This is a genomic window from Pseudanabaena sp. PCC 6802 (genome assembly GCF_000332175.1).
In the GTDB taxonomy this organism is placed as follows: domain Bacteria; phylum Cyanobacteriota; class Cyanobacteriia; order Pseudanabaenales; family Pseudanabaenaceae; genus PCC-6802.
Map to the genome: position 1 here is coordinate 13,414 of NZ_KB235912.1, position 14,719 is coordinate 28,132.

General features: G+C 46.6%; 20 protein-coding genes and 1 pseudogene. 11 read left to right on the plus strand and 10 right to left on the minus strand.

Features of this window, described 5'->3' with window-relative positions; genetic code table 11:
• Positions 1-59: 59 nt before the first annotated feature.
• Positions 60-1,154 carry a hypothetical protein gene (locus tag PSE6802_RS0104960; RefSeq protein WP_019498956.1) on the minus strand — a complete coding sequence of 365 codons (1,095 nt, stop codon included), beginning with the start codon at positions 1,152-1,154 and terminating at the stop codon, positions 60-62.
• 284 nt (positions 1,155-1,438) lie between these two features.
• Positions 1,439-1,573 carry a hypothetical protein gene (locus tag PSE6802_RS35195; protein ID WP_019498957.1) on the minus strand — a complete coding sequence of 45 codons (135 nt, stop codon included), beginning with the start codon at positions 1,571-1,573 and terminating at the stop codon, positions 1,439-1,441.
• Between the two features lie 625 nt (positions 1,574-2,198).
• Between PSE6802_RS35195 and PSE6802_RS0104970 the strand changes: the two genes are divergently transcribed.
• From PSE6802_RS0104970 to PSE6802_RS0104990, 5 genes are all read left to right on the plus strand, one after another.
• Positions 2,199-2,717 carry a phycocyanin subunit beta gene (locus tag PSE6802_RS0104970; RefSeq protein WP_019498958.1) on the plus strand — a complete coding sequence of 173 codons (519 nt, stop codon included), beginning with the start codon at positions 2,199-2,201 and terminating at the stop codon, positions 2,715-2,717.
• 101 nt (positions 2,718-2,818) lie between these two features.
• Complete coding sequence (gene cpcA, locus PSE6802_RS0104975; RefSeq protein WP_019498959.1) at positions 2,819-3,307, plus strand: phycocyanin subunit alpha; 489 nt, start codon at positions 2,819-2,821, stop codon at positions 3,305-3,307.
• A 128-nt stretch (positions 3,308-3,435) separates the two neighbouring features.
• On the plus strand, positions 3,436-4,257 hold the full coding sequence (locus PSE6802_RS0104980; RefSeq protein WP_026103067.1) for a phycobilisome linker polypeptide: 822 nt from the start codon (positions 3,436-3,438) through the stop codon (positions 4,255-4,257).
• A gap of 79 nt (positions 4,258-4,336) precedes the next feature.
• Positions 4,337-5,206: a phycobilisome linker polypeptide gene (locus PSE6802_RS0104985; protein ID WP_019498962.1), complete on the plus strand. Its 870-nt coding sequence runs from the start codon at positions 4,337-4,339 to the stop codon at positions 5,204-5,206.
• 150 nt (positions 5,207-5,356) lie between these two features.
• A complete protein-coding gene (locus PSE6802_RS0104990) occupies positions 5,357-5,638 on the plus strand; it encodes a phycobilisome linker polypeptide (RefSeq protein ID WP_019498963.1) in 282 nt (93 codons plus the stop codon).
• Positions 5,639-5,831: 193 nt separating this feature from the next.
• Here PSE6802_RS0104990 and PSE6802_RS0104995 read toward each other — a convergent pair whose 3' ends face one another.
• Both PSE6802_RS0104995 and PSE6802_RS0105000 read right to left on the minus strand, forming a co-directional pair.
• Positions 5,832-6,062, minus strand: a complete 231-nt coding sequence (locus tag PSE6802_RS0104995; RefSeq protein ID WP_019498964.1) for a hypothetical protein — start codon at positions 6,060-6,062, stop codon at positions 5,832-5,834.
• 119 nt (positions 6,063-6,181) lie between these two features.
• Entirely contained in the window at positions 6,182-6,838 is a 657-nt protein-coding gene (locus PSE6802_RS0105000) for a HEAT repeat domain-containing protein (RefSeq protein WP_019498965.1), read from the minus strand.
• 107 nt (positions 6,839-6,945) lie between these two features.
• Between PSE6802_RS0105000 and PSE6802_RS0105005 the strand changes: the two genes are divergently transcribed.
• The 5 genes and pseudogenes from PSE6802_RS0105005 (at position 6,946) to PSE6802_RS27830 (ending at position 10,717) form a co-directional block, all read left to right on the plus strand.
• The gene (locus tag PSE6802_RS0105005; RefSeq protein ID WP_019498966.1) at positions 6,946-7,170 is read left to right on the plus strand and encodes an AbrB/MazE/SpoVT family DNA-binding domain-containing protein; all 225 of its coding nucleotides are present in this window, start codon (positions 6,946-6,948) and stop codon (positions 7,168-7,170) included.
• Positions 7,167-7,580 (plus strand): type II toxin-antitoxin system death-on-curing family toxin, encoded by a 414-nt coding sequence (locus PSE6802_RS0105010; RefSeq protein WP_019498967.1) that lies wholly within the window; start codon positions 7,167-7,169, stop codon positions 7,578-7,580. Before PSE6802_RS0105005 ends, PSE6802_RS0105010 begins: the two co-directional genes overlap by 4 nt.
• A gap of 215 nt (positions 7,581-7,795) precedes the next feature.
• A complete protein-coding gene (locus tag PSE6802_RS0105015; protein WP_019498968.1) occupies positions 7,796-8,026 on the plus strand; it encodes a hypothetical protein in 231 nt (76 codons plus the stop codon).
• Between the two features lie 161 nt (positions 8,027-8,187).
• On the plus strand, positions 8,188-9,297 hold the full coding sequence (locus PSE6802_RS0105020; RefSeq protein ID WP_019498969.1) for a helix-turn-helix domain-containing protein: 1,110 nt from the start codon (positions 8,188-8,190) through the stop codon (positions 9,295-9,297).
• A 120-nt stretch (positions 9,298-9,417) separates the two neighbouring features.
• Positions 9,418-10,717: pseudogene (locus PSE6802_RS27830) on the plus strand (NF041680 family putative transposase).
• Positions 10,718-10,802: 85 nt separating this feature from the next.
• Here the strand turns inward: PSE6802_RS27830 and PSE6802_RS0105035 are convergent.
• From PSE6802_RS0105035 to tnpA, 6 genes are all read right to left on the minus strand, one after another.
• The gene (locus tag PSE6802_RS0105035) at positions 10,803-11,060 is read right to left on the minus strand and encodes a hypothetical protein (RefSeq protein ID WP_019498970.1); all 258 of its coding nucleotides are present in this window, start codon (positions 11,058-11,060) and stop codon (positions 10,803-10,805) included.
• 66 nt (positions 11,061-11,126) lie between these two features.
• Positions 11,127-11,774, minus strand: coding sequence for a nucleotide-binding protein (locus PSE6802_RS0105040; RefSeq protein ID WP_019498971.1), 648 nt, complete (start codon positions 11,772-11,774; stop codon positions 11,127-11,129).
• 95 nt (positions 11,775-11,869) lie between these two features.
• Positions 11,870-12,295 (minus strand): PIN domain-containing protein, encoded by a 426-nt coding sequence (locus PSE6802_RS0105045; RefSeq protein WP_019498972.1) that lies wholly within the window; start codon positions 12,293-12,295, stop codon positions 11,870-11,872.
• On the minus strand, positions 12,285-12,581 hold the full coding sequence (locus PSE6802_RS27835) for an AbrB/MazE/SpoVT family DNA-binding domain-containing protein (protein WP_019498973.1): 297 nt from the start codon (positions 12,579-12,581) through the stop codon (positions 12,285-12,287). Before PSE6802_RS27835 ends, PSE6802_RS0105045 begins: the two co-directional genes overlap by 11 nt.
• 231 nt (positions 12,582-12,812) lie before the next feature.
• A complete protein-coding gene (locus PSE6802_RS35205) occupies positions 12,813-12,938 on the minus strand; it encodes a hypothetical protein (protein WP_019498974.1) in 126 nt (41 codons plus the stop codon).
• A 130-nt stretch (positions 12,939-13,068) separates the two neighbouring features.
• Positions 13,069-13,470 (minus strand): IS200/IS605 family transposase, encoded by a 402-nt coding sequence (gene tnpA, locus PSE6802_RS0105060; RefSeq protein WP_019498975.1) that lies wholly within the window; start codon positions 13,468-13,470, stop codon positions 13,069-13,071.
• A 51-nt stretch (positions 13,471-13,521) separates the two neighbouring features.
• On the opposite strand from tnpA, the gene PSE6802_RS0105065 reads away from it, so the two are divergent.
• Entirely contained in the window at positions 13,522-14,706 is a 1,185-nt protein-coding gene (locus PSE6802_RS0105065; protein ID WP_019498976.1) for an RNA-guided endonuclease InsQ/TnpB family protein, read from the plus strand.
• The last annotated feature ends 13 nt before the right edge of the window (positions 14,707-14,719 follow it).

Below are 14,719 nucleotides of genomic sequence, written 5' to 3' on the forward strand. Positions count from 1 at the left end.
GCGTGTTCGCACTGGGAATTCTTAGTTCAACTAGTTACTTTGAGCTTTGCTTAGATACTTCATAAAAATTTATATTTCCTAGCCTCGATCAAATCCTCAAGGGGGTAAATCGTTTTAGCTGCCTCCCAAGGTACCCAAGAGGAATCGTTGGTGTAAACAAGCAAAACCCCATTTTCAAGGGTAGAAGCCCTGACAATATCGAGTTCGTGAGCCAGCTTATACCACTCTAAAAAGCCTTGCGGGGCAGAATTGCTACGCGGGGCTTTCGGTTTCCAACCTTCACGTAACGCTTTGACCAGAAAGCCTTCGGGGTTATCAACTTTGCCTTGACGCTCTTTGAGTACGGCGATCGCCTGTAAGACCTGCTCCAGAGTGAAATTCATCACAGCAGCGCGTAACTGCGGGTTCAGTTCAGCTACTTTAGCAACAGCTTCAAGGCGCGGGTCAGTTGCATTGGCTATAGCCGTAACGGGTTCGGGTGTGGCTTCGGGCGCGGGCGCGGGAATAACAACCTGAGGTGTTTCAACGAGTGGCTCAACAGAAACAGAAGTACCATTCTTCTCCCCCCCTCCCAAAAATTCGTCTTTAGGGTGGGGCAGAGGCTCTGTCAAGGGGAAGGCATCATGAGTAACTCCCCTTGACGGAGATGCCCCACCCATACAATCGAACTGGAGGGGGGGAGTGTCTGTTGTTTTTTGAATATCCTCTGTATTTATAACGGAGGAATGCGGGTTTGGGAGTGGCGTTTGCCGAATCTTGTCGTGATTTGCCGAAAAGTTATTTGAATTACCGAAAACTTTTTTGGAATTATTAAAGGGCACTCTTTCGCCAGGATGTCTGACGGTAAGACGCACGATCCCACCACGATACATGTCTTTAACGATCACCAGGCCACAGTCAACCAGTTGCTGAAGGGCAGAGCGCATTGTTTCCTGAGTGTATTTACGCCCCTGATTCTTTGGCGTTTTACGTTTAACGCCAATTGATAATTCGTAAAGCGCAATTACTTCGTATTTACCATCAATAACTTCTCTAAATAGGTAATTGGCTAGAGCGATAGCCGCATTCGAGAGTCCTTCATAGGCATCTGCAAGGATTTCTGAGACGTGAGCAAATCTTGCGGGAGCGGGTTTGAACCAAGTAGTCGATTGCATAAGTATCCTGCCTTATTTTTACAAAATGGCAGGGACATAGGGCTTTCACAACGCCCAAATACACGCTACAATTATGAGCATGGGGCGGTTAAAAGCCTGAATAAAGAATAGTTTTCGTATCCCTTCAAAGCACAAAAGATTTGGTAGATCCGGCTTTGATGAGGATAGAGTCTCTTTTTTCTGTCCCTAATTTATTATTTGATTTAACCAATTATTGCAGATGTCAGGCTCCGAGCGATCGAGTCTGGCTAAGTTTTGGGTGAATTACCATTTTGATGTCATTGTTAAACTTCAGTTGACTCGGAATTGTCGTCGTCTTCAGGGGGGTACTGTATGGTGAGCCGCACGGTACCATCTCGAAACTTGCGATCGACGATCACCAAACCGCGATCGACTAACTGATTTAAAGCATTTCGCATAGTTTCGCGCGAATACGGGCGACCCTTATACTTTTCTGTGTCTCGCTTAGAGCCAAGGCTCAGGTTGTAGATATTAACTTACTCGAATTCCCCTTCAACACAAGAAAAATGGAGATGCAACCATAGGTCATGAGCAGATGGTGTGGCACCTATCAAGGCTTGCTCTAGGCGAGTGAGTTTCCAATTTCCGTAAGTAATTTTACTCATATACGATAGAAAGAATAATTCTTTCTCAGTCTGTGCCATAGACAACAGATGACATTCGATTAATCGATCGCGATCGCAATTTATTGATTAACTAAGCGATCCATGTATATATATCAAGGGTTTCAGGCTCTAAGCACGAGAAAGTTTATACGCGATCGATTAATCTTGTATTATTTCTTAACCTACTTCGGGGTCAAAGAGAAGAAATTTGCACATTTTCTGCACAAATAGATTGTTTTAATGAAGTTGTTCAAAGACCGCTGAACCCTTTGGCTTACAGAGTCAAGGATTCAGGAATTCCTAAAGCTTATCTCATTTTATGGCATTTGTTTGCCTAACCTGATGCAGGTTTGGGAATAGGTTTTTGCGAATACTTTTTTTTGAACTTATAACATCACGTCAAAATAGGAGATTTTTGATGCTAGACGCTTTTACCAAGGTGGTTTCTCAAGCAGATACCAGAGGCGAATATCTTAGCGATTCTCAGATCGATGCCCTGAAGTCCTTAGTTGCAGAAGGTGCCAAGCGCATGGATGTCGTTAACCGCATCACTGCTAACGCATCCACGATCGTCGCTAACGCTGGCCGTGCTTTGTTTGAAGAGCAACCCCAACTGATCGCCCCTGGTGGTAATGCTTACACCCACCGTCGTATGGCTGCTTGCTTGCGCGATATGGAAATCATCCTCCGCTATGTTACCTATGCCGTGTTCGCTGGCGATTCTAGCGCTTTAGACGATCGCTGCTTGAACGGTCTGCGCGAAACCTATTCAGCTCTAGGCGTTCCCGGTGCTTCCGTTGCTGCTGGCGTTAACAAAATGAAGGATGCTGCCATTGCGATCGCTAACGATCCCAACGGCATCACCCGTGGTGATTGCAACTCTTTGATGGCTGAGCTAGCTGGCTACTTCGATCGCGCTGCCGCTGCAGTGGGTTAGTCGCTACACCCGAATAGACTTCCTGCATGGAAGTTGACTTCAAAACCCAATAACAAACTGACAACGACTTTGCAAAATTATTAAGAGGCAAATTTACAAGTATGAAAACTCCTTTAACCGAAGCAGTCGCCGCCGCCGATTCTCAAGGACGCTTTCTGAGCGCCGCTGAAATGCAAACCGCATTTGGCCGCTATCGTACCGCTGCTGCTAGCCTTGATGCCGCTCGCGCTTTGGCTGGTAAGGCCAACAGCTTGGCTGAAGGTGCAGCAAACGCTGTATATCAAAAGTTCCCTTACACCACCCAAATGCAAGGCAACAACTATGCTTCTACCCCTAGAGGTAAGGCAAAGTGCTCTCGCGACATCGGCTACTATGTCCGCATGATCAGCTACTGCTTGGTTGCTGGTGGCACCGGCCCAATCGATGACTATCTAATTGCTGGCTTGACCGAAATCAACAGAACCTTCGATCTCGCTCCTAGCTGGTATGTTGAAGCCCTCAAGTACATCAAGGCCAATCATGGTATCACCGGAGATGCTGGCTTAGAAGCCAACTCCTACATTGACTATGCCATCAATGCCCTGAGCTAAAGGCTTTCCTTTCGCCCAGAACAATGGAATACAGTTGGTGCCTCTTCGCTGGTGGCATGAGCCGTAGTCTAGTGTTCTGGGCATATTTTTTCAAAAATAATATTTTTAATTTATTAAGGAGCCCAGATATGACGAGTTCCATGTCTGCTAGGCAGTTAGGGTTCGAGCCGTTTGCAGCCAACTCTCCAGTGGAGCTGCGGCCGCATGCATTAGCTGATGACGTACAAGCTGTAATTACAGCGGCTTATCGGCAAGTATTTGGCAACGACCACCTACTGCAATCAGATCGGTTAGTCGGTGCTGAGTCTATGCTGCGTAAGGGCAATATTTCGGTGCGCGAGTTTGTCCGTACTTTGGCACAATCCGAACTGTATAGAGATAAGTTTTTCTACTCAACTCCACAGGTTCGCTTTATTGAATTGAACTACAAGCATTTGCTAGGTCGCGCGCCTGCTGACGAAGCAGAGATTTCATATCATGTCAATCTCTATGTTGAGAAAGGCTTTGAAGCAGAGATAAATTCTTATATTGACTCTCTGGAATATCAAGAAAATTTTGGCGATTCTATCGTTCCGTATTACCGAGGTTTTTCAACTCAACGGGGTACTAAGACGGTAGATTTCAACCGCATGTTGCATCTGTACAACGGCTACGCTAACAGCGATCGCGCCCAAGGCAGAAATAAATCAGGCTCGCTAACTCGCGACCTCGCCCAAAACTTGGCAACTCCAGTGCGGACGCCCAGTTTCGGACGAGGTTTAGGTGGTTCTTCTGTCAGTGGAGGACGCGGAGACTTTTACCGGGTAACTGTAACGCAAGCAGCTAGCGGTCGTACTACCCAAATTCGGCGCGGTACTACTGAGATCTTAGTCAGCTACGATCAGCTTTCACCCACTCTCCAGCGCTTAAGCCAGCGTGGCAGTCGAGTAGTCAATATTTCTCCTGCCTGATCGCTGGCATCAGCAGGAATCTCCGTTCGCACGCGGACGGGGATATGTCAAACAGTCAAACGTATAAGGAGAATAAAACGTGGCGATTACAACTGCGGCTTCCCGTTTGGGAACTACCGCCTTTAGCACAGCCCCCACTGAACTCCGGCCCAACTGGACATCCGAGGATGCTCGTAACGTAATTAACGCAGCTTACCGGCAAGTCTTTGGCAATGCCCATTTGATGGCATCGGAGCGACTGCCTGCGCTTGAGTCTTTGCTTAACAACGGTCAAATCACGGTGCGGGAATTTGTCCGCGCGCTCGCCAAAACAGAGTTGTACAAAGAAAAATTCCTTTATCCGCATTTCCAAACCCGGGTAATCGAGTTGAACTTTAAGCACTTGCTAGGCCGCCCTCCCTACGATGAGGCTGAAATCACCGAGCACCTCAATCGCTATCAAAATGAGGGATTTGAAGCAGATATCGACTCTTATATCGACTCTGCTGAATACGATGCCTATTTTGGCGATTCGACCGTACCTTACTATCGCGAACTCGAAACTACGGGAGTAGGCCAAAAAACGGCTGGTTTTACCCGCATGTTCCGCCTCTATCGCGGCTATGCTACTAGCGATCGCTCCCAATTAGGCGGCTCTGCCCCTCGTCTGGCTAGCGAACTCGGCAAAAACAGCGTCTCCGCGATTATCGCTCCTTCAGGCGGTAGCGACGGCTGGGCATATCAACCTTCCAGCAAGGGAACTATGCCAAGTCGCGTCTTCGGTCGTCCTTCATTTGGAAGCACCGATCGCCTGTATCGCATCGAAGTAGCAGGTGCCAGACTGGGTAGATATCCTAGAATCCGCCGCAGCAACCAGGAATACATCGTTCCTTTTGACCAGCTATTCAACGCGATCGAGCAGATCAGCAAGCAGGGCGGTCGGATTTCGAGCGTGACAGTCGCGCAATAAAATGCGGGATTTTGCAATCCACACTGACAAGCATTTCAAGATCCCTCTAAATTTCTCTGCTCAGAGATTACCGGAGGGATCTTTGCGTAAGTCCTGAATCTATATTGCAGGGCTATCTTTTATCAAAATTTTTTAGGGAATATTACAGCTATGTTAGAACAAGCACCATCAATGACGAGTCCCATCTCGACAACCGCAGATGCCAGCACGTTTGTTTATGAAGTAGAAGGCTTGCGGCAGAACGACCGTACTGAAAATAACAGCTATTCTATTCGCAGTAGCAGTAGTGTTTTTATTTCCGTGCCTCGCAGCCGCATGAATGAAGAGATGCGTCGCATTACTCGTTTGGGCGGCAGAATTGTCAATATTAGCACTGTCGGACAAGGAAGCTCAAAGAGCAAACCCGCCTCTGCTGCTAGTGCTGCTAACTAATATAGCCGTAGACAGATCTGTTAGGACAGGGGGTGTGGGGGCTGCGCCCCCACACAGGGGGTTCACCCCTGCACCCCGTCCTGAGCCTATTGGCTATAGCTATAAAAACTTTTGACATATTTTTGAATTGAGAACCCCATCCCTGTTGAGGATGGGGTTTCATTAGTGACTCTACTGCTCCATTAGAGTTGGTTTAGGAACGAGCTAAAGGTTCAGCCAGCCAGCCCTTTTTGAGCAAGTCCACAAATGTGGCATAACCCTTAGAAAAACCTGGCGGATCGGGTAAGACATATTGGGGAAAATCTTGATAGTGCCGCCACGGCTCGAAGGAATGATGGCGCAGGTATAAGACGCGATAGGTTGTCGTGCCATCCGCTTTCCAGAGCATTTGCCCCCTAATCGGCAGCTTTGCAATGTTATTCATAACTGTTCTCCTCAACCACACAACTAATCGAGTTCGTCCCATTCTCGCAGCATGGCTGTGTACTTCTGTCAATATTGATACGCAATTTTAAGTAAATATACTTAAGCTATATAGTAATGCTAAGGCAATAAATCTTCCATGGCTGCCCCTACAACTCGGTGATCTGGGTCTTGCCGTAGTTGCAGTATGGCGGCTTTGGCTTCAGGCTCGTCAAAGTGTTTGAGGGCGCGAGCCACCCGTATGCGAATGTGCGGCAACTCCGAGTCCTTCAAGGTCAGGAGTTGAGATAGCGCCGCCGTACGTTGATGGGAACCGACCAGACTAATAAACCCATCGACAGAAGTCTCCTGGACGGTTTCGTCTTCATCGGCTACCCCGTGAATGCAGACTTCAAGCACTTCAGCATGACGTGCCATATCGATCAGCGCTGCCATAACGCTGATGCGCACCAGCCAGTGCTTGTCGCTCAAAAATATTTTGACCAGATCGGGAGCCGTACTGTCGCCAAACAAGGAAATGGAGTTAGCCGCTTCTGCCCGCACGTTGGGGTTATTATCTTTTAGAAGCTGTATCAGAATTGCGGACGATTCTGGGGTGTGGTAGATACCCAACTGTCTGGCTACAAACGATCGCACCACAAACTCTGGATCTTGAAAGTGGTTCTTGAGTAGGGGCAGAGCTACCTCAGCAGGATAATCTTTGAGTGCCACGATCGCCTGGAGGCGATAGTAAAAATCCTGCTTTTGCAGCTCGGTTTTGATTAGATCCAGATCCATGTCGGCAAATGGTAAAGCTCTTTAATACTTTAAGGCGCTATTGCGATCGTGTTGGGAAAACATCACAATGTTGACACGACTGTAATAACATAACATTGAGTAAGCGTATGGATAAACTCAAAATTCGCAAAGTAGGAAATTCTTTGGGGACGACCTTCCCTAAGGAAATAGTCAGCAAACTCAATCTGGCTGAGGGGGACATGTTATTTGTGACCGAAACCCATGATGGTATTTGTCTAACTCCCTATAACCCAGACTTTGAAGCGGCAATGCAAGCTTTTGAAGTCACGCGCAAGAAGTACCGTAACGCTTTGCGGCAACTAGCGCAGTGAACGAACCCAGGTGGATACCCGAAGGTGCAATTCGACTTATACACGATGCTTTGATCCGCGAACATGGTGGTTCCTACGGCATTCTCGATGCAGGTTCGCTGGCATCCACGCTAGCTAAACCTAAAAATTTATTTCACTACGGTCGAGATGTTACGGTGTTTGACCTGGCGGCTTCCTATGGTTATGGGTTTATCAAGAATCATTGCTTTGTAGATGACAACAAGCGAGTTGCGCTTACTGCCGTAGATATATTTCTGCAATTGAATGAGTTTGAACTGGTGGCAGATGAGGCAGAAGCAGCGGCATTTTTTCTGGATTTAGCTGCCTCGCCAGCCAACTCACCTGAAGCAGAGCAGGCAAACTTGTCTAAATGGATTGCGGCAAATGCGCGATCGCTGAATGAAACGTAAGCCGCGATCGCCCAATAAATGTTTGACAACTGACAAGAAATTAGCTCCATTTAATATCACTATAGACTCTGTTTGATATCATAATGATGTTACTTAAATTAGAACTTAGAATCAAAGCTCCGTTAACCCTCTCTGATTCATCACTGGCAGTGTTTTGTTGATGACAGATTACCACTAAATTTAATAAACTTATGATGTAGCGTTTTTAAGGTGAGATGGGCATTTTTGACCCAGATGTTCCGCAGTGGTTAGTGCAAAATCAGCGTGGAGGGCAGTACGGAACTTTAGAAGATTGTCTAGCTGTATTTTTCGATCATATTCCTGCCCAAAAAATACCCGTATCGTATAGTGCAATTAAAAATAGATGCGAAGACATTGGCTATGTCTCGATTCATGGCTGGACACTTTGCTTTATTACAAACGATGGTGAATACACCATAGGTTGAGATAGTTTATAAATTTTTAAACCAGTGCGGAGCAAGTACTTAACTGCTCTACACTGGTTTAAATAATTTGAGGTTGACCAAAGGTCAGCTACCCCAGGAGCCTGACAACTCTAGGGTAGCACTCCTTTGGCAATCCGTCACATAAAACCAAAGGAAAAAATATGCGCACGGCTACTAAAACTGACTACCCGATCCACCTAAGGCTTGTTACCACTGACATAATCGACATGGCACGCAAAAAATTAACCCGCGCCGAAATTTTGATTTTCCAATATATCGAGACCCTCAACCCATTTTGCGATCGCACCGTAGAGATCCGCCCCGCCGTGGTCATCGAGCAGCTAGACATCAGCCGTGCTACCTATTACCGCGCGATCGCCCGTTTACAAGAACTAGGCATGATTGAGTACACGCCAGGTGTGGACAGAGTAAAAGGTAAGCCTATGACTTTGTACCGCGAACGAGACTCCAGTCTCAAAAATGAGACAATAATCGCACCTTTGAGATCGGATTTGCATGCGCGAGACAAACAACGGCTAGAAGCCCTACTGGATAAAGATTTCGGAACTGTTCATACTCATAAAGACTTTAATAAACAAACAACACCCACCCACCACCCTGTTGTTGTGGATGAAATTTTTCCTTTACAAATAGACCCAGATCTCAACACACCTCCAGAAACTTTTCAGGGAAATTTCACAGATCCAGATCTCTCAAAAATTTCTCAACCTAACCAAACTCAAAAAGCCCAAACTCACAACCAAACTCACTCATCACAAACAAAAGAAACAGATGAGGATCGCTCTTCCGCCGCCGCCGATGAAACTGAAATTTTTCAAGAAATTAAAGAACTGATCGAACCCGGTAAAATCAACCCCCAGATTCGCGCTCTGGTACTGGAAGCGATCGCTAAGGTTGGCGTGCAGGTAGTCAAAGATGCGATCGCTGCCGTGAAGGAATACAAAACTCATCAAAAAGCCAAAGGCAAAGAACTCGCCAATCCTGTAGGAACGTTCCGGCAGGCACTAAATGAACAGTGGCAGCCAGTCCAACGCAAAGTGCCAGAAAAATTTAGTGAATGGTATAACCTTGCTTACAAACTGAATTTGGTCGTGGCGGCTTCGGATAAGCCCGATTTGACTGGACAGCCTTCAGGCGTGCAGTGCGTCTTTACCACTGCCGGAGAATGGGTGCTGTGGGAAACCTATAAAAAGCAATACCCGCTAGAAAAACTGCGAGAAGCAGCTACCAACTTTTCAAGAAGATTTTAACTTTTCCTTTTTCCTTTTTAACTGGAGTTTAGACTAAAAAGTGGTAAAAAGCAGCCAGCCATTGCAGACTGACCGCTTGATGATGGAAGCTGAAAAGACTATAAAATCAACAGCTTCATCATGATTAGTTTGGATAAACTTGAGCAATTTCGCAAGTACACGTACGAAATTATAGGGAACGGGAGAGATGCGCTGTTCGACTTGATGGATGCGGTACTGACGAGTCGGAGTGTTTCATCGTTTGTGGAACTTTCGTTAAGCCCATTATTTCGGAGGGAGTGGTCGAGTATCTATGAAGCACTGCAAGATAGTCATCTCCACGTGAAGACTTGATGAAGCAATACATACAGCAAATGCCGGCAGCAGAGGTGACGATATTGGCGGGCGACCATACAGCCTGGTCGCGTCCCTATGCGGTGACATTACAAGAACGCACCTACGAACATCAACCTCAACCGGGAGTAGGAAGCAAACCTGTTACGGTGGGGCAAGGATACAGCACAATTGCCTGGATTCCAGAGTCAGAAGGGAGTTTTGCCTTACCGTTGCGGCATGAGCGGATCACCAGTTTCGAGAACCCGATTCAGAAAGCCGCTAGTCAGTTACGCTTGGTTTGTGCGGAAATTCCTGGGACTGTGCTTTTCCTGGGGGATGGCGAGTATGGGTGCGCACCATTTTTGCAGCAAACAGCAGACATCCCGTGTATCAAGCTGCTCAGGCTACGCCCCAACCGGGTTCTGTATCATGCCCCAAAGGATTACGAGGGGCATGGGCGACCCCATAAGCATGGAGAGAAATTTAGCCTCAAAGACTCTGACACTTGGTCTATTCCCCAAGCAGACATCACAATTGCAGAGCCTAAACTGGGACGATTGCAAATTCGTCGATGGCCAAACCTGCACTTAAAGCAAGCCGCAGACCATCCCTTTACACTCATTCTGGTCGAACGTCTTGATATGCCTGAATCGAAACCCCTGTGGTTGATTTGGGTCGCTAAAGACGAGCCAATCTTGAGTGAGGTATGGCAAAAATATCTGCGCAGATTTGCCATTGAGCATTGGTATCGCTTGGTGCGTCAACGTCTCCATTGGACAATCCCTCAGCTTTCTACCCCTGCTCAGATGGAGACTTGGTCGGACTTGATGCCTTTACTTACTTGGCAATTGTGGCTCGCTCGTGAACTTGTCCAAGACTCTCCTCTGCCTTGGCAGAAACCGATGACTAAATTGTCTCCTGGTCGAGTTGCAAATGCTTTTGCTTTAGTTTTGGTCAGGATTGGCTCTCCTTCCCCTGACCCTAAACCTCGCGGTAAGTCTCCAGGTTGGCCTCTTGGGAAAAACGAACCCAACGGATTCGTTATCCTACTGTCAAAAAACGCTATGCCAAGCCCCTCAAAAAAGCTTCCGCTGCAACTGCTTAGCTCAACTTCTTCCCTTTTATCCTCTCTCTCGCTAGTTTCTATCTAGCGAGATGCTTCTTGTTGCCTTTTAGTCTAAACTCCAGTTTTAACCCTCAGGCGTTCCCCTAGATAACTTTTCATAAATAGCCTCCAGAATCCACTGATGGCGGCTGGGCGCAGGTCGGCGGCGCTTGACGGCGGCATCGATTTCGGCCAGCAACTGCACGGATAGCCTCAACTTCAGCCCTTTTACTTCGTCGTCTGCTATCTCTGGAACTGTAATGGGCGACGCGGCAAGCTGCGCTTCTGAGCCGCCCTCTTGAATAAATTCCTCAACGTTGACTGGCTTCCGTTTGACTACCATTCCGACCTCTTAATAGACTCAGATTAGAATAAATAGGATTTAATTTTAATGTCTAGATGATATCACTTACACATCAAAAAGACATTCAAATAGTTTTTCAATCTCTGCGATCGCTTTAGGATCGGTCGGCTTTACCTCATTTACGGCTAATCCCTGCGCCGCCGCGCTACGGAAGGCTTTGCGATTACCCAATGGCGCATCTATATATGTGAGGTTGGGGGTTTCCGAGGCGATCGCTGCTGCTTCCGCATTATCAGCACCTTTAGCATCGGCGCGATTAATTATGCATATGGCTTTCAGCTTGTCGTTAAAAGCACGGGCTTCTTCAACCAGGTCGCCCACAGTATCTAAAGTCCACACGTCAAAGCTGCCAGGTAAAAACGGCACGACATATATATCTGCCACCGACAAAGCCGCCCGCTGTCCTGCCGTATCGCGACCGCCCACATCGATCGCAATGTCATCGTATTTTGTCGTCAACCGCAGTACTTCCGATCGCACGGCAGCACCATGCAGTTTTACCGAGGTATAGCCCGCACCACCGCGATCGGTAAAGGTTTCATTGCGCACGGCGGTAAAGTCGCTTGCCGTCCCCTGGTCGTCCGCGTCCACGAGGAGGACATCTTTGCCTTGCTGCGATCGCAGAATAGCTATATTCGTTGCCAGGGTAGTTTTACCAACTCCACCCTTAATGCCTCCAAACACAAGGATCATTTTAATATCTCCATGACATCATTAAGATATCTGTAAAGCATTTAAGCGAGTTAAATATAACATCAATAAGATTTGATACAGATACTATTTTGATGTTAAAGATCGCCTGGCGCTTTTACGTTAATATTTTCAAACCGAGCAAAATGCTTGCGATCGAAGGTGTATGCCGCATCGATCCGTTGCTGTGCGATCCAGGCAGCATTGTAGGCATCGATAAAATCTACATTCTTGGCAGCGTAGTTGGTGGCTGCCTCAATTAACAGATCGGATTCAGCAACCTCCAGTCCTGGTGTATTCAGGATTGCCAGAATGCGATCGCGGATTTGTTCGCGCGACAACTTATAGAAGGAAGCCAATGTCCAGACAATTTCTGCAATTACCAGAGTAGTTGTCACTAAGATGATTTCTCCGGCTGCTGCTCGTTGCAGTAGTGCTTCCACCAGATCGGCTTGTACGGCAATGTCATTGGTCAGATAGCGCAAAAAAAGATTCGTATCGACAAAAGCTCGTTCAATTGTCATTGCTTTCTGTTCGGTAAGCGCGATTATCCAGCACCTGCTGGCGAATGGTTTCAAAGTCTTGCGGCTCAGAAACAGGAATACTGCCGCGAAAATCTGACAGGGTAGCTTTAAGCGGTTGTAAGACTATTTCATTACCTCTACGCACAAAGGCAAGGCGATCGCCTACTTTTAGATCTAAATCCTGACGAATTGTGCGAGGAATAGCAATTTGTCCGCGTCGTCCAACTTTACTGACATTCATGAGCAGAAACTCAAAATGACTGACAAAATTAATTTTAACAGACATTTTGGAGTTCTATCGCGTGAAATACAGATAAGACCATATTATCTGTATTAAAACGCAGCCATCTCAAAAGTATCTCGACCTTCATTGCCGCAGCGATCGCCAGACGACAATTGCTAACCCAATCGCAGTTATGACATCAAAACAGACTCATAATAATATTAAATTGATGTTATGAAGATGTCACAAAGTATGCGGCGGAGCGATCGCTATGATTGTCGCAGGCAGGAGACTTCAGACCTTGATGCCTCGCGATCGCAAAAATTCTCTTGCTTTAGCTACAATGCGAGGACGTTCTTCTGGTGGTGGCAAAACAACTTTTTCAGGTTTATAGGGCGAATAAACAGTATCTTTGCGCATTTCCAACCATTTCTCGTACTCTGCTCTTAGAGAACCATCTTCATCGCGCTTGATGCAAGTCTGGGCATAAATCAGGGGATTGCGTGCATTTTGGGCTTTATCAGAAGAATGGGTCTAAAACCCCGTCCTTCTAGGACGGCTTTTCTTGTTCGCGAATGTACTGCTTCAGCACTTCAATCGGTGCGCCGCCAACAGAGCTAACAAAGTAGCTAGGACTCCAGAGAGCATCTTTCCCGTAAGGTTTTGGGTGTCCAGCTTGACCATATCGACGGCTAGACACTCCTTTTAGAGCGTTGACCATCTGAGAGATTGAAAGCTTAGGCGGATACTCAATCAGCGCGTGAATATGGTCAGACTCTCCATTGAATTCGAGAATTTGAAAATCCATCTTTTTAGCGACTTCCTTGAACGATTTTTCAATTAGTTCAAGACTTTCAGCAGTGAATACAGCCCTACGGTATTTTGTAACGCAGACCAAATGTATTTTAAGGCTAGAAATACTGTGTCTTTCTTTGCGTAATTGGCTTGTCATTTCTTGCAGACCAAGTTAGAATACATTTGCAGACCAATTTTAGCACAAGCAATGAAAGCAAGATACTCATACCGTTTCTACCCAACTGACCAACAGCGACAGAGTTTAGCTCAGTTGTTTGGTTGTGTGCGGGTCGTTTGGAATGATGCCTTGGCAATTTGCAAGCAGTCTGAAGCGCTTCCAGGGTATAACCAGCTTTCTGCAATGTTGACCCAAGCCAAGAAGACTGAAGCTAGAGAATGGTTAGGTTCTGTTTCGTCGGTTCCGTTGCAGCAAGCACTAAGGCAGTTAGACGTTGCCTACAAGAACTTTTTCAACTCCAGAAATGGAAAAAGAAAAGGTAAAAAGATGGGTTCTCCTACCTTCAAAAAGAAATCGAATCAGCAGTCTGCAACTTTTGCAAGCACAGCTTTTAAGGTTTTTGATGGAATTGTTTATCTGGCTAAGATTGGAGGCTTAAAGCCGATTTGGTCTAGAGAGCTTCCTGCCGCACCGTCATCTGTCACGGCGATCAAGGATGCAGCTAACCGCTATTTTCTGAGCTTTGTGGTAGAAGTTGAACCTGTTCAAGTCGATGCTGAAAACCAAAGTATCGGGATTGATTTGGGAATTAAAACTTTTGCTGTGATGTCTGATGGGTCTAAGGTTGAGAGTCCTAGCTACTCAAAGCAAGATCGTAAAATTCGCAAGCTTCAGAAGCAGTTGGCACGGCAGCAAAAAGGCTCAAATCGCAGGCGCAAAACTCGTCTCCAAATTGCCAAACTGCACAATCAAATTGCGGACACTCGCAAGGATTTCTTGCACAAATTGTCTACCAAAATCGTGAGTGAAAACCAAGCTATCGTTTTAGAAGACTTGAATGTGTCGGGAATGGTAAAGAATCGCAAGCTGGCTAGATCGATCAGTTTGCAAGGTTGGAGAGAGTTTAGAATGCTGTGTGAGGCTAAATCTGAGAAGTTTGGTCGAGAGTTTCACGTCATTAATCGATGGGAACCCACTAGCCAAGTTTGCTCAGATTGCGGTTTCAAGTGGGGCAAACTCGATCTAAAAATTCGGACGGTTCAATGCTTGAATTGCAACGCTGAGCACGACCGAGACGAGAACGCAGCCAAGAATATAAACCAAGTCGGGACAGGGCATTGCCACGACTCTAAACGGATGCAGAGACAGAGTAAGACTACCTCGGTAGCGTCAGTCAGTGAAGCGTCAAGAATCACCGCTCCTTTAGGACGGTGAGTATGTCAACTTT